We start from the raw sequence: 23,004 nt of genomic DNA, 5'->3' as shown, positions 1-23,004 counted from the left end.
CTGGTGAAGGGGCAGAGGGCGCCGAGGCCGCGTCCGCGTTACGGGCCGGGCGGCAGGCAGTCCCCGATCACCGGATCGAGGTAGCGGAACAGGGCCCTCTTCAGCTCCGTGCGGTACGCGGCCTGCTCGTCCTGATGGACGGCGAGCAGGTCGAGCCCGGCTTTGAAGAGGGCGAGCACGGTGTTGGCGAAGATCGTGATCTCGGACTTCGGGGTGTCCGGCAGATAGAGCGCGAGCAGCTCCTCGATCCGCCGGCACACCGCGCCGTGCAGGGTCTCGAAGGCCTCCGTGACCTGGCCGGGGCTGTCCGGACCGTGCATGAGCACATGGAACGCGGGGTTCCGTGAGTTGAACTCGAGGAGCGGGTCCACCATCGCGTCCACCATCTGGGCGAGCGGCAGTTGGACGTTCTCGGGCGACAGTGCCCGGCCGTTCGTGGTGCGCCACTGCTCCAGGAGCCGGCCGCCCAGCTCGACGGCGATGGCCTCCTTGTTCGGAAAGAACTGGTACAGCGTCCCGGGCGAGACCCCGGCCTCGCGTGCGATGGCGTTGGTGCTCGCCGCCGTGTAGCCGACCTCGGCGAAGACGACGGCCGCGGCGTCGAGGAGCTGGGCGGCCCGGCGCTCCCCGCGTGCCTGGCGGCGGCGCGGCTTCGAAGCCGCGGCCTCTTGCGCCTGGTCGGGCATCGCGCTCTCCACTCCCTGGCCCACGCCCACTCCCTCGTCCTCTCCCGCTCCCACGCCCTGAGGTCCGAGCCTATGTGAGCCCATGGTGCAGGAGGCGGTTGACAAATGCGAGCGGTCGCTCGCATTCTGAAGAAACGCGAGCGATCGCTCGTGTTTCGTACGGTGAAGGGGACACCGCATGCCTGCCGAACCCGCCAGCAGCCCGCCGGAGCTCCGGGGCTTCTCCCGGCTCGTGACCGCCCGCCCCCGGCTCTCGCTCCTGCTCGCCCTGGTCGTCACCGCACTCGCCGTGTTCGCCGGCAGCGGGGTCGCCGACCGGATGGGCAGCGGCGGCTGGGAGGATCCGGCCGCCGAATCCACGTATGCGACCGAGGTGTTGGAGCGGGAGTTCCCCGAGTCGGAGCCCAATGTGCTGCTCCTCGTCGACAGCGGCGAGGCCGGGGTCGACGCCCCGGCCGTGGCCGCCGAGGGCCGCGGGATCGCCGAGCGGCTCGCCGCCGAGGACGGAGTCACCGGCGTCGGCTCGTACTGGCAGGCGCCCGAGCGGGCGCGGGCCGCGCTGCGGGCCGAGGACGGCCGCCGCGCGCTGATCTCCGCCCGGATCGAGGGCGACGAGAAGACCGCGGCCGAGACCCTGGAGCGGATCGCGCCCGGTCTGCGCGGGCAGCACGGGCCGGTCGAGGTGTCCGTCGGCGGGCCCGTCGCGGTGCAGCACGAGATGACCGAGACCATCCAGGAGGACCTGCTCAGGGCCGAGATGATCGCCCTGCCGGTGACGCTCGTGCTGCTCGTGATGGTCTTCGGCAGTGCGGTCGCCGCGTTGCTCCCGCTGCTCGTCGGCATCGTGGCGATCCTCGGGACCAACGCGGTGCTTCGCGGCATCACCGAGTTCACCGACGTCTCGGTCTTCGCGATGAACCTCACGACCGCGCTCGGCCTCGGACTCGCCATCGACTACGCCCTGTTCATCGTCCGCCGCTACCGCGAGGAGCTCGCCGCGGGCGCCGATGTGCGGGCCGCGGTGGGCACGACGCTGCGGACCGCCGGGCGGACCGTCCTGTTCTCGGCGCTGACCGTCGCCGTCTCGCTGGCCGCGATGCTGCTCTTCCCGCAGTACTTCCTGCGCTCCTTCGCGTACGCGGGGATCGCGGTGGTGCTGCTCGCGGCCGCTGCGGCACTGATCCTGCTCCCGGCGGCGCTCATGCTGCTCGGCGAGCGCGTCAACTCCCTCGATCTGCGCAGGCTGTGGCGTCGCAACCGGGAACCCCGCAAGGAGCAGGGCGCGGGCTGGGGCAGGGCGGCCGCGCTGGTGATGCGCCGGGCTCCGGTCTTCGCCGTGGCCACCACCGCCGGGCTGCTGCTGCTCGGACTGCCGTTCCTGGGCGTCAAGTTCGGCACCCCGGACGACCGCCAGCTGCCCGCGAGCGCCGAGTCCCATGTCGTACAGGAGCACATCCGCGACGGCTTCCCGGGCAGCCCGGCCGGCACGCTCAAGGTGCTCGCGGGCAAGGCGAGCGCGCAGGAGTACGCGGCGTATCGCGACGGTGTCGACAAGCTGCCGGACGTGCTGCGGGTCGAGGGCCCGGTGCCCTCGGCCTCAGGCGGCGCCGCGTACTTCACCGTGCTGCCCAAGGGTGAGGCGGTCGGCGAGCAGGCGCAGCGTCTGGTGCACGAACTGCGCGGTCAGCAGGCCCCGTTCGAGACCTCGGTGACCGGACGCGCCGCTCAGCTGGAGGACTCCAAGGCGGCGATCGGCGAACAACTTCCGTGGGCGCTCGGGATCATCGCCGTCGTCACCCTGCTCCTGGTCTTCCTGCTCACCGGCAGTGTGCTGATCCCGCTCCAGGCCGTGCTGCTCAACGGCCTCAGTCTCACCGCGATGTTCGGCGCGATGGTGTGGATCTTCCAGGAGGGGCATCTGTCGGGACTGCTCGGCTTCACCACGACCGGGGACATCGAGACGACCCTGCCCGTCCTGATGTTCTGCGTGGCCTTCGGACTCTCCATGGACTACGGGGTGTTCCTGCTCTCGCGGATCAAGGAGGAGTACGACCGGACCGGGCGGCACGAGCACTCCGTGAAGTTCGGCCTCCAGCACACCGGTGGGCTGATCACGGCCGCCGCGGTGATCCTCGCGGTGGTGATGGTGGCGATCGGCACGTCACGGGTCACCAACACCAAGATGCTGGGCCTCGGGATCGCGCTCGCCGTGCTGATGGACGCGATGGTCGTACGGAGCCTCCTCGTCCCTGCCGTGCTCAAGCTCACCGGGCGCTGGACCTGGTGGGCGCCCGGGCCGCTGCGGCGGATGCATGAGCGGTTCGGGCTGAGCGAGGGGGAGTCCGGGACGGTGGTGGCCGAGCCGGAGGTGCGCGAGAAGGTCGGCGCCGGAGTCTGAGCGGTCGGGCTCGCGGCCCGAACGGCCGGGCCCCCGCTCCCTGTTCGGGGAGCGGGGGCCCGCTGCGTTCTGCTTACTCCTTGCGGCCTCTGTTGCCCGGCCGGCTGGCCACCCAGCGGCGGATCGTGTCGGCGTACCAGTACGGCTTGCCGCCTTCCACATGGTCCGGCGGAGGGAGCAGCCCGTGTTTGCGGTACGAGCGCACGGTGTCCGGCTGGACCCGGATGTGTGCGGCGATGTCCTTGTACGACCAGAGCTCGCGGTTGGCCATGTGCGGCACCTCCCTGTGCGCACCGCGGCTTCGGCCCGGGGGAGCCGTCGGGGGAGCCGGGTGCGGTGTTCTCGGCGATCACTCAGCGTGTGCTCGTGATCACTCAGCCTCTGCCCCGTGAACGACGGGGAGTGACGAGAGGGATGTGCCTGTTGAGGGGGTGTGACGGGAAACCCGCGTGAGTGAGACAGCTGTGACGGAAGGGGGACGTTTGTCGCGAATCCGTGAGGCTTTGTCCCGAAATGCCGTGGCCTTGGCATGGGGTTCTGCAACGAAGGCAGCCGAAGGGCCGGGCACCCTGCGACGGAGCCCGGCCCTGATCGACCCCCGTTCCCCCGTCGGCAGGTCGACCCGCTCAGATTGCCTCAGAGCATCACAGCAGTCTTGGAGAAAGGCGCAGCTCCGTTTGCCGGAAGCAGCAGGCTCGTCGCCTCGCCCTGCAGCCGGTCCGGATTCGGCGGTCCTGACTCCACCGCGGGGGAGCGGCGGGCCGCGGTGAACTCGCCCGGTGTGAAGCCCGTCATGGCGCGGAACTCGCCGCTGAGATGCGACTGGTCGTAGAACCCGCAGGCCGCCGCCGTCTCGGCCTGGGTGCGGCCCGCCGCGAGCAGTCTGCGCGCCCGTGTCAGGCGAAGGACCCGCGCCGCCGCCTTCGGGCTGAGCCCTATCTGCTCGCGGAAGCGGTTCTCCAACTGGCGTACGCTCCAGCCGACTTGTTCGGCGAGATGCGCCACGGGCACGGCGCCGGAGGTGCGCACCAGCTCGTTCCAGGCCGCGACCGTGCGCGGTGAGGACGGCGAACCCTGCTCCGACCAGCGGGTGAGCACCTCGTCGAGCAGGGCGAACCGTGCGCTCCACGTCGGCAGCGTGCCCAGCGCGTCCGCCAGGCTGTCCACCGACCCCCAGCGTCCGCGCGGGGCAGGCAGTGCGTCGTCCGGATCGGCGACCTGGTCGGCGAGTTCGTGCTGGTCGAGGCCGAAGAGGGTGAAGGCGGCCCAGGGCGCGATCATCACCTCGATGCCCGACAGGCGTCCGTCGTGCTCGCCGACCACCGCCGTCGTCGCGAGCCCCGAGACGGCGCAGACCCGCGACACCGTGGGCCTGCGGGGATGGTGCACCCGCAGCGCGCGGTCGAAGCCGAGCAGCAACGTGACCGCGGGCACCGGGGTCTCGAGCCGCCGCCGCGGCGCGGGCAGCGCGAGCCGGAAGCCCCGGTAGGCGAGGACCCCGGGCCGCAGCCGCGGATGGGGCACACCGATGGCCCGCTCCCAGGTCCCGGCCGGACACCGCGACATACGGGGCGCCTTGGACCGCACCACTCTTCCTCCTAGGTCACGCCCCACAGGAGCGCAGATAGGCGCGGGTGCGGCGCGCGATGGGCAGGGGACGGTCGGGTTCGCAGGGGTACATGTCCTGCTCGACGATCGCGAAGAGCTCGATGTCGAGGGACTGAGCGGCTGTCAGGACCGGCTGCAGGGCGGGGAGTCCGGCCGGCGGTTCGCACATCACGCCGCGCGCGACCGCGGGGCCGAAGGGCAGGTCCTCGTCCCGTACGGCGGCGAGCACCGCCGGGTCGACCTGCTTGAGATGCAGATAGCCGATCCGCGAACCGTAGGTCTCGATCAGCTTCACGTTGTCGCCGCCGCAGTACGCGTAGTGCCCGGTGTCCAGGCACAGCGAGACCAGGTCCGCGTCGGTGGCGTCGAGGAAGCGGGTGACGTTCTCCTCGGTGTCGATATGCGTGTCCGCATGCGGATGGACCACGATCCGCAGCCCGTACGTGTCGCGGACCTCGGTGGCCAACCGCTCGTATCCATGGGCTAGTTCGCGCCATTGTGCGGCTGTCAGCTCGCGGTCCTCCAGGACCGCGCCCGTCTTGTCGTCCCGCCAGAACGACGGGATGACGACCAGGTGCCCCGCACCCTGCGAGCGGGCGAGCGCGGCGACCCGCGAGACCTGCTCCCAGGTGGACTCCCAGACGGAAGGACCGTGGTGCAGTCCGGTGAACACCGTGCCCGCCGACACCTTCAGCCCTCGCCGCTCGGTCTCCGCGCGCAGCACCTCGGGGTCGGTGGGCAGATAGCCGTACGGTCCGAGCTCGATCCACTCGTAACCCGAATCGCTGACCTCGTCCAGGAACCGGTGCCAGGGCACCTGCCGCGGGTCGTCGGAGAACCACACGCCCCAGGAGTCCGGAGCGGAGCCGATGCGGATACGCGAAAGGCCGGGCGCTGGCGTCATGGGCGCCAGCTTTCCGGCGATATGAGAGGGGTGTCAAGGAGGGCGACGGACCATGGTCCGAATGTAAGGACAATCCGTTGACAGTGTGGCGCGCCCGGCGTTAGACCTGGAGTCTGCGGTACCACGGGATCAGGGACGACATGGACCGGGGCGAGCCGAAAGGGTGTGGCCGGTGTCCGAACCGCAAGGCCGGAGCGAAGTCCCGGATCCGCAAGGCCGGAGCGAAGTCCCGGATCCGCAAGGCCGGAGCGAAGTCCCGGATTCCCCAGGGCTGTTCGAGGCTCCCGATTCCCCGGGGCCGTTCGATGTGATCACCATGGGCCGGATCGGCGTGGATCTGTACCCCCTGCAGACGGGTGTGCGGCTCGCCGACGTGGAGACCTTCGGGAAGTTCCTCGGCGGTTCCGCCAGCAATGTCGCCGTCGCCGCGGCCCGGCTCGGGCGGCGCACGGCCGTGATCACCCGTACGGGAGCGGACGCGTTCGGCGCGTATCTGCACAAGGCGCTCCGGGAGTTCGGCGTCGACGACCGCTGGGTCACGCCCGTCGCGGGGCTGCCGACCCCCGTAACCTTCTGCGAGATCTTTCCGCCCGACGACTTCCCGCTCTACTTCTACCGGCAGCCGAAAGCGCCCGACCTGGAGATCCACCCGGGCGAGCTCGATCTCCAAGCGGTGCGTGCGGCAGGGGTGTTCTGGATGACCGGCACCGGCCTGAGCGAACAGCCGAGCCGCGACGCCACCCTCGCCGCGCTCGCCGCCCGCGGCCGCGAGGGCTGCACGGTCTTCGACCTCGACTGGCGCCCGATGTTCTGGCGTGAGGAGCCGCGCCCCCACTACGAGCAGGCCCTCGCCCACGCCACCGTCGCCGTCGGCAATCTGGACGAGTGCGAGATCGCCACCGGCGTACGGGAACCTCTGCACTCCGCACGGAAGTTGTTGGAGTACGGGGTCGAGCTCGCCGTCGTCAAGCAGGGGCCCGAAGGGGTACTCGCCCTGAATGCCAAGGGTGAGCGCGCCGAGGTCCCGCCCGTGCCCGTCGAGGTGGTCAATGGGCTCGGGGCCGGTGACGCCTTCGGCGGTGCGCTGTGCCACGGACTGCTCGCGGGCTGGGAGTTGGAGCACATCATGCGGTACGCCAATGCGGCCGGCGCGATCGTCGCCTCCCGGCTCGCCTGCTCCTCCGCGATGCCCTTCCCGCATGAGGTCGAGGCGGCCCTGTGAGCCTCCCCGCGATCAGCCCCGCCGAGCTCGCGCGGACCAGGGCCCGGCACCCCGAGGCCGTGGCGGAGGCCGCCGCGCGACGGCGCCGCAGGGCGCTGATCGGGCCCGGCGGCCGTCTGATGATCATCGCCGCCGACCATCCGGCGCGCGGCGCGCTCGCCGTCGGCGGCCGGCAGCTCGCCATGGCCAACCGGCTCGACCTCCTTACGCGGCTCTGTCTGGCCCTCGAACACCCGGGCGTGGACGGCGTGTTGGCCACCGCCGACATTCTCGACGACCTGCTGCTTCTCGGCGCGCTCGACGACAAGGTGGCGCTCGGCTCCATGAACCGGGGCGGGCTCGCGGGCTCCGCCTTCGAGCTCGACGACCGCTTCACCGGCTACCGGCCCGTCGATCTGCAGCGCTCGGGCCTGGACGGCGGCAAACTGCTGCTCCGGATCGACTACGACGACCCGGGCTCGCTCGCCACCCTGCACTCCAGCGCCCGGATCATCGACGAGATGGCCGAGCGACGGCTGCCGGTGTTCGTCGAGCCGTTCGTCTCGCGCCGCACGGACGGACGCCTCGGCAACGATCTGTCCGCCGAGGCCGTCACCACCTCGATCGCCATCGCCTCCGGACTCGCCGGCACCTCCGCGTACACCTGGCTGAAGGTGCCCGTCACCGAGAATCCGGACGACATGGAGCGTGTCATGGCGGCCTCGACGCTGCCGTCCGTCATCCTCGGCGGCGACACCCAGGGCGATCAGGACGCGGCGTACGAGAAGTGGCGGGGCGCGCTGCAACTGCCCACCGTGCAGGGGCTCGTCGTGGGACGGTCGCTGCTCTATCCGCCCGACGACGATGTGGCGGCGGCCGTCCAGACAGCCGTCGGTCTGCTGTAGAGCCCTTGTAGAGGAGTGGCGGCGATGCATGTACGTGCGGGAGAGACGGCGCACGGTCCGTATGCCCTGGACATCGGCCCCGAGCGGGCCGGCTGGACGTTCGCGTCCCTGCGGGTGCTCGACCTGCCGCCCGGTGGTTCGCACACCCTGGTGAGCGGTGACAGCGAGTGGATCGTGCTGCCGCTGACCGGGGGTTGCACCGTCTATGTGAACGGCCTGCTGATCGAACTCGACGGCCGCAAGGACGTGTTCGCGAGCGCCACCGACTTCGCGTACGTGCCGCGTGACGCGCACACCCAGATCGCCTCCGCCGTGGGAGGCCGGTTCGCTTTGGCAGGAGCGAAATGCGAGCGCAGACTCCCGGCTCGCTACGGCCCCGCGGCGGAGGTTCCCATCGAGCGCCGGGGCAGCGGCCGGTGCTCGCGCGAAGTGCGCAACTTCGGTGCGGCCGGCGTCTTCGAGTGCGACCGCCTGATCGCGGTGGAAGTGCTGACCCCCGGCGGCAACTGGTCCTCGTATCCGCCCCACAAGCACGACGAGCAAGTGCCGGGCATGGAGAGCGAGTTGGAGGAGATCTACTACTTCGAGATCGACGGCGGCCCCGAAGGCCTCGGCTACCAGCGGGTCAGCCCCTCGCGCGACGGCGGTACGGATGTGCTCGCCGAAGTCCGTACGAGGGATGCGGTTCTGGTGCCGGACGGCTGGCACGGTCCGTCGATCGCGCAGCCCGGGCATGACATGTACTACCTGAACGTCATGGCAGGACCCGGTGCCGGCCGGGAGTGGCGGATCCGGTTCCACCCCGACTATGCGGAGGGTTACCGATGAAGCTCACCGTCGCCCAGGCACTCGTCCGCTTCCTGTCCCGGCAGTACACCGAGCGCGACGGGATCCGGCACCGGCTGATCTCCGCGACCTGGGGGATCTTCGGACACGGCAATGTGGCCGGGCTCGGCCAGGCGCTCGTCGAGTACAGGGACCTCATGCCCTTCCACCAGGGGCGCAACGAGCAGGCCATGGTGCACGCGGCGGTGGGATACGCGCGTCACTCACGGCGCCTGTCCGCGCACGCGGTGACGACCTCGATCGGCCCCGGCGCGACGAACCTGGTGACGGGCGCGGCCCTCGCCACCATCAACCACCTGCCCGTCCTGCTGCTGCCCGGCGATGTGTTCGCGGCCCGGCCCGCCGATCCCGTACTGCAGCAGCTCGAAGTGCCGTACGCGGGCGATGTGTCGGTGAACGACTGTCTGCGGCCGGTGTCGAAGTTCTTCGACCGGGTCACGCGTCCCGAGGCCCTGATCCCGGCGGCGCTGAGCGCGATGCGGGTGCTCGCGGATCCGGTGGAGACCGGGGCGGTGACGCTCGCGCTGCCGCAGGACGTACAGGCGGAGGCGTACGACTGGCCGGAGGAGTTCTTCACGGAACGGGTCTGGCGGGTGCGGCAGCCCGAGGTCGACGACCGTGCGCTGCACGAGGCGGCCGGTCTGATCCGTGCCGCGAGCCGTCCGCTGATCGTGGCGGGCGGAGGCGTGCGGCACGCCGGAGCCGAGCACACGCTCAAGGCGCTCGCCGACAGCACGGGCATCCCCGTGGCGTCGACCCAGGCGGGCAAGGGCGCGCTGCCGTACGACCATCCCGCCGACGTCGGCGGGATCGGGCACACGGGCACCGCGGTCGCCGACGGGCTCGCCCGCACCGCCGACGTGGTGATCGGGATCGGCACGCGCTACACCGACTTCACGACGGCGTCCGGCACGCTCTTCGAGCACCCGGGGGTGCGGTTCGTGAACCTCAACATCTCCGCGTTCGACGCGCACAAGATGAGCGGCGTCTCGCTGGTCGGGGACGCGCACAAGGGGATCGCGCAGCTCCGTGACCTCCTCAAGGAGCGGGTCCCCCCGGCCTACGAGGCCGAGTACACCGAGGCCAAGGCGGACTGGGAGTCCCTGGTGAGCCGGGCCTACGCCGCCGCGGATCCGGACGCGGCGCCGACCCAGGCCCAAGTCCTCGGCGTATTCGACGCGTTGGTGGACCAGCGGGACGTGCTGATCAACGCCGCCGGATCACTCCCCGGCGATCTGCACAAGCTGTGGCGCACCCGGACCGCCGACCAGTACCACGTCGAATACGGCTACTCCTGCATGGGATACGAGATCCCGGCGGCCATCGGCGTCAAGCTCGCCGACCCCGCGCGCGAGGTCTGGGCGCTCGTCGGCGACGGGACGTATCTGATGATGCCGACCGAAATCGTCACCGCCGTGCAGGAGGGGATCGCGATCAAGGCCGTGATCCTGCAGAACCACGGATACGCGTCCATCGGTGGCCTCTCCGAGTCCGTCGGGGCCGAGCGGTTCGCCACCGGATACCGGTACCGGGCCGCGGACGGGACGTACACCGGGGACCCGCTGCCGGTGGATCTCGCGGCCAACGCGGAGAGCTTGGGGATGCGGGTGCTGCGTGCCGGGACCGTACGTGAGCTGCGGGAAGCGCTCGCCGCGGCGCGCGCCGCCGACGGTCCCACATGTGTCTATGTGGAGACGGAATCCGCAGACATTGTGTCGGGCGTGCCACCCGCGCAGGCGTGGTGGGATGTTCCCGTGGCCGAGACCGCGAGCCGTGAGGCGGCGGTGGAGGCGCGCCGGACATATGAGAGGCAAGTGCGGGCCCGCCGGCGCCATCTGTGACAACCAGCAGGAGTTCGAGGAGTACGCCATGACGAAGACCGTGCACCACTGGATCGGTGGCAAGACCGTCGAGGGCGCCTCGGGCCGCTCCGGGCCGGTCACCGACCCGGCGACCGGCGCCGTGACCACGCAGGTCGACTTCGCCTCCGTCGAGGAGGTGGACGCGGCGGTCGCCGCGGCCAAGGAGGCCTGGGCGACCTGGGGGCAGTCCTCGCTCGCCCAGCGCACCACGGTCCTGTTCAAGTTCCGCGCGCTGCTCGACGCGCACCGCGACGAGATCGCCGCGCTGATCACCGCCGAGCACGGCAAGGTGCACTCGGACGCACTCGGCGAGGTCGCCCGCGGTCTGGAGATCGTGGACCTGGCGTGCGGGATCACCGTCCAGCTCAAGGGCGAGCTGTCGACCTCCGTGTCCAGCCGCGTGGACGTGGCCTCGATCCGCCAGCCGCTCGGCGTGGTCGCGGGCATCACGCCCTTCAACTTCCCGGCCATGGTGCCGATGTGGATGTTCCCGCTGGCCATCGCGTGCGGCAACACCTTCGTGCTCAAGCCCTCCGAGAAGGACCCCTCGCCCTCGCTGAAGATCGCCGAGCTGCTCGCCGAGGCCGGTCTGCCGGACGGTGTGTTCAACGTCGTCCACGGTGACAAGGTCGCCGTCGACCGTCTTCTGGAGCACCCGGACGTCGCGGCCGTCTCCTTCGTCGGCTCGACCCCGATCGCCCGCTACATCCACACCACCGCCTCCGCCAACGGCAAGCGCGTCCAGGCGCTCGGCGGCGCGAAGAACCACATGCTGGTCCTTCCCGACGCCGACCTCGACGCGGCCGCCGACGCGGCGGTCTCGGCGGCGTACGGCTCGGCGGGCGAGCGCTGCATGGCGATCTCCGCGGTCGTGGCGGTCGGCGCGACCGGCGACGAGCTGGTCGCGAAGATCCGCGAGCGGGCCGAGAAGATCAAGATCGGGCCTGGCAACGACCCGACCTCCGAGATGGGCCCGCTGATCACCGCGGCCCACCGCGACAAGGTCGCCTCGTACGTGCACGGCGCCGCGGACCAGGGCGCGGAGGTCGTCCTCGACGGCACCGGTTACACGGTCGAGGGCCACGAGGACGGCCACTGGATCGGTCTGTCCTTGCTCGACCGCGTACCGGTCACGGCCGATGCGTACAAGGACGAGATCTTCGGCCCGGTCCTGTGCGTGCTGCGCGTCGATACGTACGAGGAGGGCCTGGCCCTCATCAACAACTCGCCCTTCGGCAACGGCACCGCGATCTTCACCCGCGACGGCGGCGCGGCCCGCCGCTTCCAGCTGGAGGTCGAGGCCGGCATGGTCGGCGTCAACGTCCCGATCCCGGTCCCCGTCGGCTACCACAGCTTCGGCGGCTGGAAGGACTCCCTCTTCGGCGACCACCACATCTACGGCAACGACGGCACGCACTTCTACACCCGCGGCAAGGTCGTCACGACCCGCTGGCCGGACCCGTCCGAGGCGCCGGCCGGCGTGGACCTGGGCTTCCCGCGCAACCACTGATCCCGTCTGCGGGTCGGAACCACTGATCCCGTCTGCGCACCTACCGCTCACACGGTGCTCTTCGCCGCGGTGGCCTCCCTCAGGGCCGCCGCGGCGAAGCCGTGGATGAGGGGGTGGGGGCGGGTGCCGTCGCCGGACAGTTCCGGCTGGAAGAGCGTGGCCAGGAAGAACGGGTGGTTCGGCAGCTCGGCGACGCGGACGGCGCCCTCGTCGTCCGTGCCGGTGAAGCGCAGGCCGTGGGCGTGCAACGTGTCCCGGTACTCCTCGGCCAGGGCGTACGAGCAGTGGTAGCGCTCCAGCGAGCGTTCGGTGCCGAGGAGTTGCCGCACCAGGGAGTCCGGTGCGAAGTGGACCGCCCCCTCGTGTCCGACCAGGGAGCAGGCGAGCGGAGCGATCACCTGCCGTTCGGTGCCCGGGTCGGTCTCCGCGTGGACGGCGTCCGTCAGACCGCAGACGCCGCGTGCGAACTCCAGGACCGCGTGCTGGAACCCGCCGCACGTGCCCAGGAACGGGATGCCCCGCTCGCGCGCGGTCCGCACGGCCCTCAGGGCGCCCGCCTCGCTGCGGTACGGGCTGCCGGGCAGCACCCAGATCCCGTCGAAGCCTTCGACCCCCTCGGCCGCCGCCTCCTCGGTCGGAATCCAGTACGCCTCCAGATCGAGGTACTCGCGCTCGCGCAGGGCGTCGAGCAGGCCCGGAATCCGGGTGTGGGAGCGGACGTTGGGGGAGCGGTCGCCGACGAGGGCGATACGGGCGGTGTGTTGTGGGGTGTCCTTGTCGTTCGGCATGGCTTCATCGTGGACCGGCCGTCCGCATCAGGTCCAACGATGATTTCTGGAGGTCGCATCAGGACCGCTGATGCAGCCTGATGGGCGCCGATGCACACTGGCGGGCGTGGATCCCCATTTTCTGCGGACCTTCGTCGCCGTCGTCGACCACGGTTCGTTCTCCGTCGCCGCGAGCGCGCTCGGCTATACGCAGTCCGCCGTCTCCCAGCACATCGCGGCCCTCGAAACCGACCTCGGGACGCCGCTGTTGACCCGCCGCCCCGTCGCCCCGACCGTGGCCGGGGCCCGGCTCATGGAGCACGCCCGGCCGCTGCTCCTGCGTCTGGACGCGGCCCGCGCCGACCTGGCCCGCCTCAACCAGGCGCCGGGGCAAGGGATTTCCGTCGCGTGTACGCCGCTGGCGCGCACGGCGCTGCTGCGTTCGGGGGTGCCGGGGCGCGGCTTGGGGCTGCCGGGCGGGCTGGATCTGCCGGTCCGGGGCGCGGAGCTGCCGGGGCGCGGCTTGGGCCTGCCAGGCCGTGGCTCGGTGCTCAGGGTGCTGGGGCGGGACGAGGCGCTGCAGGCCGTGACCGCCGGTGAGGTGGACCTCGCCCTGGTGGACGGTGCGGCCGCGCCCAGCGATCCGCTCGCCCTCGCCGACCTCGGCCCGCTCACGACGCTGCGGGTCACCGAGGAGCCGCTGTCCGTGGTCCTCCCCGCAGGCCACCCGCTTGCCCGCCGCCCCTCCGTACGCCTTGCGGACCTGAGCGAGGCGCCCTGGATCGACGCCCCCGACACGGGGATCGAGCTGCCCCGGCTGCGGACGGCGGCAGCCACCGACGGGTTCCGCGCCCGGATCACGTACGAGGGCACGGATGTCCTCACGCTCGGAGCGCTGGTCGCGGCCGGGCATGGGCTCACGCTCCTGCCGCAGGCGGTGGCGGCGCGGCTCGACGGTGTGGCCGTGACGGGTGTCTCGGCGCCACGGATCGTCCATCGCGTGGAGCTGGTCCACGGGCGGCTGCCGGAGGGCCCGGCCCGGGAACTGGTGGAGCGGATCGGGGTGGTCGGGGCCGGGTAACCCGGCGAGGCCGGACTGCGCTGTCAGGAGCCCTGCAGCTGTTCCTCGACGATTGCCGACATGTCGCCGGTGTCGTTCGCGGGCGGCGCGGTGATCTTCTTCGTGGCGCCGAACTTCTTGAAGTCCATGCTCATCTTCAGAGCGCCCATGTCCTGCTTGATGCGGACCGGCATGCTCTGGTCGTCGAGCCAGACATCCAGGGTGACCTCGTCGAAGCCTTCGCCCATGACGTTGGCGAGTCCCTTCTCGGCGCCGCCGCCGAGCGAGTCGGCGGGGTACGAGGTCTTGTAGTGCGTCGTCTTCTTGCCGAGGACCGTCTCCTCGCCCACCTTCTCGACGTCCTTCGCGTCCTTGATCCCCCGCAGGCCCGAGACCGGATTGCCGGACACGTCTATCTGCGCGGCAGCCTCCTCGCCGAGCACGGCGGATGCCTCGACCTTCGCCCAGTGCACGCCGTCGAGGGGGCCGGAAGACTGCGGAAGCACGTTGTAGTAGTAGGCGCCGTCGACCAGCAGGGCACGTATCTTCTCGCCATCGGCCAAGGCGCCCATCCCTGCGGCCTCGGCGTCCATCTGCACGTCGTACGCCATGCCCTCGCCCCAGGAGAAGGTGCCGTCCATGGTCACGGGCGTCCCCTGGCCGATCTCCGTGACCATCGCCACCTCGGCCGATCCGGCCTGCTGCGCCTTGTCGGACGCCTTCGTCAGTGCGCTCAGGAGCGCCGCACCCGTGTCGACGGTCGAGCCCGCTCCGCACGCGGTGGCGCCGACTGCGACGACGACGAGGGCGGCGGTCGCCGCGAGGGTGCGCTTCATGGATGTCCGCCTCTGCTGGGGTGTTCGCCGGGTTCACGGCAACCCTAGGGACGCGCGGCGGGCATACGGCCGGACGTAAGGCCCGGATAAGCAGGACCTGTGTCACCAGCTCTCAGCCCGGAGTGCCGCGCCGTGAACTCGCACCACACCACCTTGCCGGGGTCCCGCCCGCCCACGCCCCACTTGTCGGCGAGCGCCTCCACGATGCACAGACCGCGACCGCTCTCGTCGGCGGCGTCGGGGATGCGCGGGCTGCCCGGCCCGCTGTCGTGCACTTCGATACGGAGCGCGGCGGCGTGGGGGTCACCGTCGGCGTGGGCGTCGCGGGTCAGCCGCAGCAGGAAGCCGCGGCCCGGCGGGACGCCGTGCAGCAGCGCGTTGGTGGCGAGCTCGCTCACACAGAGCAAGGGGTCGTCCGGGCCGGACCACCCCCAGTCGGCGAGCGCCTCACGGGCGAACTGCCTGGCGGCGGGGATGGACTGCCACTCGCGACGCAGGAACTTCTCGCGTACGAGGGGGAGTTGGGGTTCTTCGTTCATGGGGCGAGGGTTGCGGAGCGTGACTATCGTGGAACAGTCAGTCGGCTCATACCCGTGAGCTGTATGACCTCGGGCCGGGTCGAGTAAGGGGCGGTGGGGGATTTGACGGACATGGCTGTCAGGAAGCGCCCCCGGAAGAACGCGTCGGCGATGCGGATGGTCGGCGCGCTGGTGGCCCGGTTCCGCAGGAACGCAGGGCTGACGCAGCGCGAGCTGGCGGAACGGCTGATGGTGGCGGAGGTGACGATCGCTTCCATCGAGCAAGGGGTGCGGCCGCTGTTGCCGGATCTGGCGGAGTCCTTGGACCAGGTGCTGGGAAGCCAGGGGGCGATGGCTGTTGCGGTGGCCAACATGCCGGAGGTCGATCTGGTCCCGCTGTGGGCGGCGGAGTTCCTGGATTTGGAGCGTGAGGCTCTCGGGTTGTCCTCGTACCAGAACCAGGTACTTCCTGGTCTGCTCCAGACCAGGGCGTACGCCCGTGCGGTCTTCAGCAATGACGTCCCGGCGCTCACCCGGGACGAGATTGAGCTCCGAGTCGAAGCTCGTATTCAGCGCCAGGAGATCCTGCACCGGAAGGATCCCCCAAGGGCGTGCTTCATCCTCTCCGAGGCGATCCTCGTCGACCGGCTGGGCGGGGACGCTGTGTACACCGAGCAGTTGCGGAGCCTTCAGGAGTCGGCAGCCATTCCCGGCCTGACCGTCCAGGTGGTGCCGCTCGGCCGCACCTTTCATGCCGGGCTGTCGGGGCCGTTCATCCTGATCGAGACAGCAGATCACCAGCGGCTCGCGTACGTGGAGGCGCAGCGCGGCAGCCAACTGATTGCCGCTCCGGACGAGGTGTCCATCCTGGAGCACAAATATGCGATGCTGCGGACACAGGCCCTCAACCCCCAGGAAAGCAGGGACCTGTTGAGTCGGTTGCTAGGAGAGCAATGACCAGCACGCTTAGGTGGTTCAAGTCGAGCTACAGCAGCGAACAGGGCGGCGACTGCCTCGAAGTCGCCTACGACTGGCGCAAGTCGACCTATAGCGATGACGTCCACGACAGGTGCGTAGAGGTCGCCCCCCACCCCGCCGCCATCCACATCCGCGACTCCAAGTGCCCCGAGGGCGACATCCTCACCGTCACCCCCGAGGCCTGGGCCAAGTTCACCGCGTACGCGACCGCTTGACCGTACGCATCAGAGGTGGGCGTCGCCCAAGAGCCGGCTCGCCTCCGGCTCCCGCCGGGGGCTGCGCGTTTCGTCGGCGGCCGGCGGCCCGGTGGGGCTCTTTCTCATCCGCTGGGGTGGCTGATCTGCGTGGATGGTTGCGCGAACCTCGCGCGGGTCCATTTTCGGCGCCCGCGCCATCGGACTTCCTTTCTCCGATTGCTCTCAGAGCTCTTCCGGATCTCCCGGCTCCCGCCGATCCATACGCCGCCGATATGTGCCGCCGGTGAGACTGCCGGTGGCAACTGGATGGAATCAGGGGTGGCAGGGTGAGGCTCGAAGGGTGGCACGGCTGGGCCGGTACGTTCACCGGGGTGGTGATCCTCACCGTGGCCGCGTTGCCGGTGGCGGCGCTGGTGGCGTGGGCACTGGCTCGGCGGCGGAGGCTCGCCGGGGCGGCGAGGGCGTGGCGCAGGTCGCTCGCCGAGGTCGGCATCGTCTACGGGACGGTGCCGCCGGTCTGGTTGATTCTGCTGCCGGGCGACGAGGACGGGGCGGTCGTCCACCTGGTGCCGCTGCAGGACCTGCTCACGATGGACACGGCCCAGATCATCGGCAACCTGATGGTGTTCGCGGCGCTGGGGTTCCTTGCCCCGCTGCGGTTCGCGGCCCTGGCATCGATACGGCGGATGGTCGCGCTCGGGGCCGGCGGCTCGGTCCTGGTCGAGACGGCGCAGTACGTCCTGCAGTTGGACCGGGTGTCGTCCGTGGACGACATTCTGCTCAACACGGCCGGCGCCGGTCTGGCCGCACTGGCGTCACGCCGCTGGTGGCGCGTCGGCCGTACCCCGCTCCCCGCGGGAGGAACGGGCCGGACACGCGGGGAGGCGAGCGGGAGCTCCGCATGACCGAAGCACGACTCCCCGCCCACCACCCGATTGCGCGGACCTCGCGAGGCTCCGCGTTCGACGCTCCCACCCTCGGCCCCGCTTCCCCCATTGCTGTCAGGGAGGCGAGATTGCTGTCAGGGAGGCGAGAAGAAGAGCTGAGGGAGATGGGGCGGAAGAGTTCTGAAAGCAATCGGGGAAAGGAAGCCCGATGGCGCGGGCGCCGAAAAGGAACCCGCGCGAGGTCCGCGCAACCATCCACGCAGCTCAGCCACCCCAGCGGAAGAAGAGGAGAACCCCCACCGGCCGAGCCGCCGCCGACGAAACGCGCACCCCCCCGGCGGGAGCCGGAGGCGAGCCGGCCCTTAGGTGACGCCCGCCCACGTCCGGCTCCCGATCCGCAGCCCCGGCCCGCACCCCTCAGGACACAATGTCCTTCCGCGAAAACGCCCGGAACGCCAGCGCCACCAGCACCACCGCGTACGTGACCGAGACCGCCGCGCCCTGGAGCATGCCGCCCCATTCCATCTTGGGCTGGAGCGCGTCGATCCACGCGAACTGCCAGTGCGCGGGCAGCACATCGCGCCAGTTGCCCAGCGCGGTGACCGCGTCGAGGACGTTGCCGACGATGGTGAGGCCCACCGCGCCGCCGACCGCGCCGAGTGGTGCGTCCGTCTTCACCGAGAGCCAGAACGCGAGGCCCGCGGTGACCAGTTGGGAGAGGAAGACGTAGACCACCACGACCAGCAGGCGGCCCGCCGATTCGCCGGCGCCGATGCCGCCGCCCGTCGGCAGTTGCAAGGGGCCCCAGCCGTATGCCGCCGTGCCCACGACCAGAGCGACCAAGGGGAGCAGGAGCATCGCCGCCGCACTGAACACCAGCGCCACCGACAGCTTGCTCCACAGGAGGCGGGCGCGCGGGACGGGGGCCGCCAGCAGGTAGCGCAGCGATGACCAGCTGGCCTCCGAGGCCACGGTGTCGCCGTGGAAGAGGGCGACGGGGATGACGAGGAGGAAGCCGGCCGAGACGAAGAGGCAGGTGGCGGCGAAGTTCGCGCCCGATTCCGTGGCCGTCTGCATCAGGGTCGGGCCGCGTTCGGCGTTGCCGTCGGGGGTGCCGCCGATCGCGAAGGCCGCGACCAGGATGAAAGGCAACAGGGACAGGATCGCGGCCATCACCATCGTGCGGCGGCGCTTCAGCTGGCGCAGGGCCTCGACCCGGAAGGGCAGGGTGCGGCCGGCCCGGTAGCCGGGCGCGGCCTCGGACGTCACCACAGTGCTCATGCCGAGCCTCCGATCAGGTAGCCGGGCGCGGCCTCGGACGTCACCACAGCGCTCATGCCGAGCCTCCGATCATGTTCAGGAACGCGTCCTCGAGGCGGCGGTGCGGTCCGACACCGGTCACCGGTACTTCGAGGCGCAGGAGTTCGGCGAGCAGGAACGGCACGGTCGCGCCGTCGAGCCGTACGAGCAGACCGCCTTCGGCCACGGCCGCCGAGGCGATGCCGGGCAGGCCCTCGATCTTTCCGGCGACGGCCTCGGTGACCGGCTCGGACGTGGAGACGAGCAGCATGTCGCCCGAGCCGACGATCTCCGCGACGGGACCGGCCTGCACGAGCTGTCCGCGGTCCATGACGACCAGATGCGTACAGGACTGCTCGACCTCGGAGAGCAGATGGCTGGAGACGATGACGGTGCGTCCCGCGGCCGCGTACCGGATCATCACCTCGCGCATCTCGCGGATCTGCGGCGGGTCGAGACCGTTGGTGGGCTCGTCCAGGATCAGCAGATCCGGCAGGCCCAGCATGGCCTGCGCGATGGCGAGGCGCTGGCGCATGCCCTGCGAGTACGTGCGTACGGCGCGGGCGAGGGCGTCGCCGAGGCCGGCGATCTCCAGGGCTTCGTCGAGATGGGCGTCCGCGGCCGGGCGGCCGGTCGCGGCCCAGTACAGCTCCAGGTTCTCGCGGCCGCTGAGGTGCGGCAGGAAGCCCGCGCCCTCGACGAAGGCGCCGACGCGGGAGAGCACCGGTGCGCCGGGCCGGATGGCGTGCCCGAAGACCCGGATCTCGCCCTCGTCGGGACGGATCAGGCCCATGAGCATGCGCAGGGTCGTGGTCTTGCCCGCGCCATTGGGGCCGAGCAGGCCGAGGACCTGGCCCTTCTCGACGCGGAAGCCGAGATCCCGTACGGAATAGCGGTCGGACTTGCCGTACTTCTTGCTCAAGTCCGTGATCTGGAGGGGGACTTCGGCGAGCGCCGGGTCGGCGGGCGGCGCCGCGACCCGGCGGCGGGCGGTGAGGAGCAGCCCGGCGGCGAGTGCCACGCCGGCCAGGGGCAGGGCCCAGACCCAGGCGGGCAGCGCTGCCGGGGCCGTCTTCACGCCGGGGGCGGTGGGCACGCTCAGGTCGTCGAGCAGGGTCACCTTGTACGTGGCCGGCTCGACGGGGGAGGCGAAACCGAGGTCCGTGGAGGAGAGGGCGAGGCGCAGCTTGTGCCCCGACTGCACCTCGTAATCGATCGCGGGCAGCGTGAGGTCGACCTCGCGGCCGTCCTCGGCGTCCGTGACCCGGACCGGCGAGACGAGCTGGGAGGGCAGAACCTGTTGTTGCTGTCCGCCCGGCCCCACGTCGTACACCTTCGCGAAGAGGACGGCTTCGCCGGAGTCCGACTGCACCCTGACGCGAGCGGTGGGGGAGCCGGTGATCCGCAGGTCCTTGCCGAGGGGCGCGGAGTCGAAGGCCGCGAACTGGCCGGGGAAGTCGAGCGAGAGCCCGCCGAGCCCGAGCGAGGACAGCTGGCCGAGGCCGCCGCCGAGGCCCGGCACCGTGGAGATCGCGGGAGGGCTCGAACCCGCCGGGTTCTCCAGGGACTTGGTGCCCTTGTGCAGCGGGACGGTCTTCATCCCGCTGTCCAGACCTGGGTACTGCCCGTCGGTCGCGCCCCTGAGCTGCGCCCGGCCGTCGGTGGAGTCCACTCCTCCGGTACGGGTCACACGGAACGCGGGACCGGTGTCTGCGCCCTTGTCCTGCTTGAGGTAGCGGTCGAACCAGGCGGCCACGCGCCCGTCGGCCCGGGCGCCCTCCATGTCGCCGCCGTCATGGCCGCCGGCGATCCAGTCGACGGCGACCGGTCCTCCGTTGTCCCCTATGGTCTTGGCCATCTCGTCGGCGTGGCCGAGCGGGAACAGCGAGTCGGTCTGGCCCTGGAGGATCAGCGTCGGCACCTTGATCCGGTCGCCGACCGCGGACGGGCTGCGCTCCTCGAGGAGCGCCTTCGCCTTCGCATCGGGCTTCCCGGCGACCGCGACCCGGTTGTACATCTCGCAGATCTGCTGCTCGAACCGGTCGCAGCCACCGCCGGTGGAGAGGAAGATCCCGGCCCACAGCTTCTTGAAGACCCCGTTCGGGAAGAGGGCCTCCGCGAGATTCCAGTACGTGATCAGCGGGGCGATCGCGTCGACCCGCTGGTCGTGCCCGGCGGCGAGGAGCGAGATCGCCCCGCCGTAGGAGGGGCCGGTCAGGCCCACGCGGGGGTCGCCGGCCTTGTCGAGCTGCACCTCGGGACGGGCCGCCAGCCAGTCGATCAGCTTCGAGACATCGGCGACCTCGGCCTTCGGATCATTCAGCCCGATCCTGCCGGTGGACTTCCCGAAGCCGCGCGCCGACCAGGTCAGGACCGCATAGCCGCGCGCGGCCAGACGCTCGGCCTGCGCCCGCACGTCCTCCTTGCTGCCGCCGAAGCCGTGCCCGATCAGGACAGCGGGTCGTCTGTCGTCCCTGCTGCCCGCCGTGAAGTACGAGGTGTCGATCGACGCCCCGTCCATCCGCATCTGGGCGTCGGTGCGCCGGACAGCCGGTTTGTCGTCGGCGGCCACCGCCGTCCAGGTGCCGGCGCCCACGAGCACGGCGAGCGCGGCCCCCGCGGCGGCGAGCCGGCGGGACCGCGGCCATGTGCGGGCACGCTTCAGCCCGGGCAGTCGAAGATCCATGCTTACGAGCGTAAGCGCGCGGTCGGACAATCGCGGCCCCCGCCGGACGGAGACCCCGGACCTCCCCGGGAGGTAGGAGGCGTGCCCCGCGTACCGCAGACGCAGTACGTGGCGGTCCTGCGGTTACGGGCGTGTTAAAGCGCACCTTACTCAGGACATAGCGGGCATTTCCGATGGGGAGCGCTTTCTCTCCTGATGGACCGTCAAATGCGTTGTCCGGTGACCTTCACATGTCATTGACATCTCCGGCACCTGGCGCGCTAATGCGACGACCGCACCACCGCGCACACGCGAACACACAAGAACCGGCCACCCTTTCCCGCGCCAACAGGTCAAGGGTGGCCGGTCCGTCGGCACAGGAGTGCCGGTCCCAATGTAAGCGCACGACCCCCGGGGCCGACAGCTCCTGTGATCACTTGCGGCCGGCAACTGCCGTGCCGCACAAGAGGATCACGACACAAGGGGGCTCCACCCAGTGAGAACCACCCGCAAACGAAGTCTGGCCTGCGTGGGAGCGCTGGCCCTTGCCGTGGGGGCGGGAGTCGTCGGGCTCGCGGCCCCGGCGAGCGCCGTGACGGGTACCGCCACGGCCAGCATGCACTGCCAACTGCCCGCAGGCTCGCCCTCGCCGAACCCGCGCGACATGAACTCCACGTACACGGTGGAGGTGCCGGACAATGTGCAGCCGGGCGATGTGCTGCCCGTCGGATCGGTGAAGGTGACACCCTCGCCGACCGGTGTGACGGTGCCGCTGCAGCTGACCCTGACGATGACGCCGTCCGTCACCTTCGAGCTGGAGAACGCCGGGATCCCGGCCGGCACCAAGGTGACCGTCGCGGGCGACGCACAGGCCTCGCAGACCGTACCGGCGAACGGTGAGCCGACGATCGCGCCGTGGTCCAACAACGCGCCGATCACCATCCCGGCCTCCGCGAGCCCGGGCGCCATCAAGTGGCTGATCGACTCGTCCAAGACCGTCACCACGATCACCAACCCGCCGCTCGGCGCGCAGGACACCACCTGTACGGCGAACGCGCCGAAGGTCTCCGCGGTCACCAACCAGATCCCGGTGCCGACGGTCCCGACGACCACCAAGCTGACCCCGAACAGCGGCGGCCCGGGTACGGCCGTGACGGTCAGCGGTGTCAACTTCCCCGCAGGTGCGGTGACGTGTACCGCGTCGCTGGCCGGTGTGGACACCGACACCGGTGCGGGTACGGCGGACGCGGCCGGCAACGCGACCTGTTCGCTCACGGTGACGACGAAGGCGGACAGCATCCGCATCGGCAGCACCCCGGGCAAGGCCTTCGTCTGGGTCGCCCCCATCGAGGGCGTCCCGCACCCCGTCGACATCGAGGTGCTTCCGGGCGCCCTGGCGATCGGACCCGCGGGCGGTCTGCCCACGCTCGACCTGGGCTCGGTCACCATCAACGGCAAGTCCCAGACGGTGACGGGCACCTTCAACGCCGCCGCCGTACAGGACTTCCGCGGTGGCAGCCTCGGCTGGGACGTGACCGTGACGAGGACACCGTTCCTCAACGCGGCCACCGGGCACGCCATGAGCACCGCGGCGCTCTCCATCGCGCCGACCTGCACCGTGACCAACCCGGACAGCCCGAGCCCGTGCACCGTGGGCGCGGCCGGAGCGATCACGGACACACCGAAGCAGGTCGCCTCCCAGGCGCCTGGTGGTGAGGAACTGACCGGTGGCGAGTTCGCGGTCGGCGGCGGGGCCTCGCTGAAGCTTCCGCCGTTCATGTTCGCGGATGCCTATCAGTCGGTCGTCACGTTCTCGATGGCGTAACCGGCACAAGGGGGCAGGGTGCGCCCCGGCTCAGTCACCTCAAGGCGCACCC

At 70.8% G+C, this 23,004-nt stretch carries 20 protein-coding genes; 11 read left to right on the top strand and 9 right to left on the bottom strand.

What is annotated here, in order from left to right; genetic code table 11:
- Positions 1-38 precede the first annotated feature (38 nt).
- Positions 39-686 (bottom strand): TetR/AcrR family transcriptional regulator, encoded by a 648-nt coding sequence (locus H9Y04_RS30950; RefSeq protein ID WP_187817555.1) that lies wholly within the window; start codon positions 684-686, stop codon positions 39-41.
- Positions 687-864: 178 nt separating this feature from the next.
- Between H9Y04_RS30950 and H9Y04_RS30945 the strand changes: the two genes are divergently transcribed.
- The gene (locus H9Y04_RS30945) at positions 865-3,084 is read left to right on the top strand and encodes an MMPL family transporter (RefSeq protein WP_187817408.1); all 2,220 of its coding nucleotides are present in this window, start codon (positions 865-867) and stop codon (positions 3,082-3,084) included.
- 73 nt (positions 3,085-3,157) lie between these two features.
- Here H9Y04_RS30945 and H9Y04_RS30940 read toward each other — a convergent pair whose 3' ends face one another.
- From H9Y04_RS30940 to H9Y04_RS30930, 3 genes are all read right to left on the bottom strand, one after another.
- A complete protein-coding gene (locus H9Y04_RS30940; RefSeq protein WP_187817407.1) occupies positions 3,158-3,355 on the bottom strand; it encodes a helix-turn-helix transcriptional regulator in 198 nt (65 codons plus the stop codon).
- A gap of 365 nt (positions 3,356-3,720) precedes the next feature.
- Positions 3,721-4,650: a helix-turn-helix domain-containing protein gene (locus tag H9Y04_RS30935; RefSeq protein WP_187817554.1), complete on the bottom strand. Its 930-nt coding sequence runs from the start codon at positions 4,648-4,650 to the stop codon at positions 3,721-3,723.
- A 37-nt stretch (positions 4,651-4,687) separates the two neighbouring features.
- Positions 4,688-5,596: a sugar phosphate isomerase/epimerase family protein gene (locus tag H9Y04_RS30930; RefSeq protein ID WP_187817406.1), complete on the bottom strand. Its 909-nt coding sequence runs from the start codon at positions 5,594-5,596 to the stop codon at positions 4,688-4,690.
- Between the two features lie 316 nt (positions 5,597-5,912).
- Here H9Y04_RS30930 and iolC point away from each other — a divergent pair, with 316 nt between their 5' ends.
- The 5 genes from iolC to mmsA are packed head-to-tail and all read left to right on the top strand — an operon-like array spanning position 5,913 to position 11,920.
- A complete protein-coding gene (gene iolC, locus H9Y04_RS30925) occupies positions 5,913-6,818 on the top strand; it encodes a 5-dehydro-2-deoxygluconokinase (protein WP_187817553.1) in 906 nt (301 codons plus the stop codon).
- An 11-nt stretch (positions 6,819-6,829) separates the two neighbouring features.
- Positions 6,830-7,702, top strand: coding sequence for a Cgl0159 family (beta/alpha)8-fold protein (locus H9Y04_RS30920; RefSeq protein ID WP_438818174.1), 873 nt, complete (start codon positions 6,830-6,832; stop codon positions 7,700-7,702).
- Between the two features lie 24 nt (positions 7,703-7,726).
- Positions 7,727-8,530, top strand: coding sequence for a 5-deoxy-glucuronate isomerase (iolB, locus tag H9Y04_RS30915; RefSeq protein WP_187817404.1), 804 nt, complete (start codon positions 7,727-7,729; stop codon positions 8,528-8,530).
- Entirely contained in the window at positions 8,527-10,389 is a 1,863-nt protein-coding gene (gene iolD, locus H9Y04_RS30910) for a 3D-(3,5/4)-trihydroxycyclohexane-1,2-dione acylhydrolase (decyclizing) (protein WP_187817403.1), read from the top strand. Before iolB ends, iolD begins: the two co-directional genes overlap by 4 nt.
- Before the next feature lie 28 nt (positions 10,390-10,417).
- On the top strand, positions 10,418-11,920 hold the full coding sequence (mmsA, locus tag H9Y04_RS30905) for a CoA-acylating methylmalonate-semialdehyde dehydrogenase (protein ID WP_187817402.1): 1,503 nt from the start codon (positions 10,418-10,420) through the stop codon (positions 11,918-11,920).
- Between the two features lie 47 nt (positions 11,921-11,967).
- Here mmsA and H9Y04_RS30900 read toward each other — a convergent pair whose 3' ends face one another.
- On the bottom strand, positions 11,968-12,708 hold the full coding sequence (locus tag H9Y04_RS30900) for a CTP synthase C-terminal region-related (seleno)protein (RefSeq protein ID WP_187817401.1): 741 nt from the start codon (positions 12,706-12,708) through the stop codon (positions 11,968-11,970).
- A gap of 106 nt (positions 12,709-12,814) precedes the next feature.
- Between H9Y04_RS30900 and H9Y04_RS30895 the strand changes: the two genes are divergently transcribed.
- Entirely contained in the window at positions 12,815-13,768 is a 954-nt protein-coding gene (locus tag H9Y04_RS30895) for a LysR family transcriptional regulator (RefSeq protein ID WP_187817400.1), read from the top strand.
- A 23-nt stretch (positions 13,769-13,791) separates the two neighbouring features.
- Here H9Y04_RS30895 and H9Y04_RS30890 read toward each other — a convergent pair whose 3' ends face one another.
- Entirely contained in the window at positions 13,792-14,583 is a 792-nt protein-coding gene (locus H9Y04_RS30890) for an SCO4651 family lipoprotein (RefSeq protein ID WP_187817399.1), read from the bottom strand.
- 44 nt (positions 14,584-14,627) lie between these two features.
- Positions 14,628-15,122, bottom strand: coding sequence for an ATP-binding protein (locus H9Y04_RS30885; RefSeq protein ID WP_187817398.1), 495 nt, complete (start codon positions 15,120-15,122; stop codon positions 14,628-14,630).
- Between the two features lie 111 nt (positions 15,123-15,233).
- Here H9Y04_RS30885 and H9Y04_RS30880 point away from each other — a divergent pair, with 111 nt between their 5' ends.
- From H9Y04_RS30880 to H9Y04_RS30870, 3 genes are all read left to right on the top strand, one after another.
- The gene (locus H9Y04_RS30880; protein ID WP_236071687.1) at positions 15,234-16,058 is read left to right on the top strand and encodes a helix-turn-helix domain-containing protein; all 825 of its coding nucleotides are present in this window, start codon (positions 15,234-15,236) and stop codon (positions 16,056-16,058) included.
- Positions 16,055-16,294 carry a DUF397 domain-containing protein gene (locus H9Y04_RS30875; protein WP_187817397.1) on the top strand — a complete coding sequence of 80 codons (240 nt, stop codon included), beginning with the start codon at positions 16,055-16,057 and terminating at the stop codon, positions 16,292-16,294. The genes H9Y04_RS30880 and H9Y04_RS30875 overlap by 4 nt, the downstream gene beginning before the upstream one ends.
- Before the next feature lie 308 nt (positions 16,295-16,602).
- Positions 16,603-17,181: a VanZ family protein gene (locus tag H9Y04_RS30870; RefSeq protein WP_187817396.1), complete on the top strand. Its 579-nt coding sequence runs from the start codon at positions 16,603-16,605 to the stop codon at positions 17,179-17,181.
- 399 nt (positions 17,182-17,580) lie between these two features.
- Here the strand turns inward: H9Y04_RS30870 and H9Y04_RS30865 are convergent, their stop codons facing one another.
- Together H9Y04_RS30865 and H9Y04_RS30860 are read right to left on the bottom strand one after the other, a co-directional pair.
- Entirely contained in the window at positions 17,581-18,444 is an 864-nt protein-coding gene (locus tag H9Y04_RS30865) for an ABC transporter permease (RefSeq protein WP_187817395.1), read from the bottom strand.
- Between the two features lie 52 nt (positions 18,445-18,496).
- Positions 18,497-21,148 (bottom strand): alpha/beta fold hydrolase, encoded by a 2,652-nt coding sequence (locus H9Y04_RS30860; protein ID WP_187817394.1) that lies wholly within the window; start codon positions 21,146-21,148, stop codon positions 18,497-18,499.
- A 475-nt stretch (positions 21,149-21,623) separates the two neighbouring features.
- Here H9Y04_RS30860 and H9Y04_RS30855 point away from each other — a divergent pair, with 475 nt between their 5' ends.
- A complete protein-coding gene (locus H9Y04_RS30855; RefSeq protein ID WP_308801240.1) occupies positions 21,624-22,952 on the top strand; it encodes a hypothetical protein in 1,329 nt (442 codons plus the stop codon).
- Positions 22,953-23,004 lie beyond the last annotated feature (52 nt).

It is taken from the genome of Streptomyces polyasparticus (assembly GCF_014493765.1).
In the GTDB taxonomy this organism is placed as follows: Bacteria; Actinomycetota; Actinomycetes; order Streptomycetales; family Streptomycetaceae; genus Streptomyces; species Streptomyces polyasparticus.
This window is presented reverse-complemented; position numbering and strand designations above follow the sequence as displayed.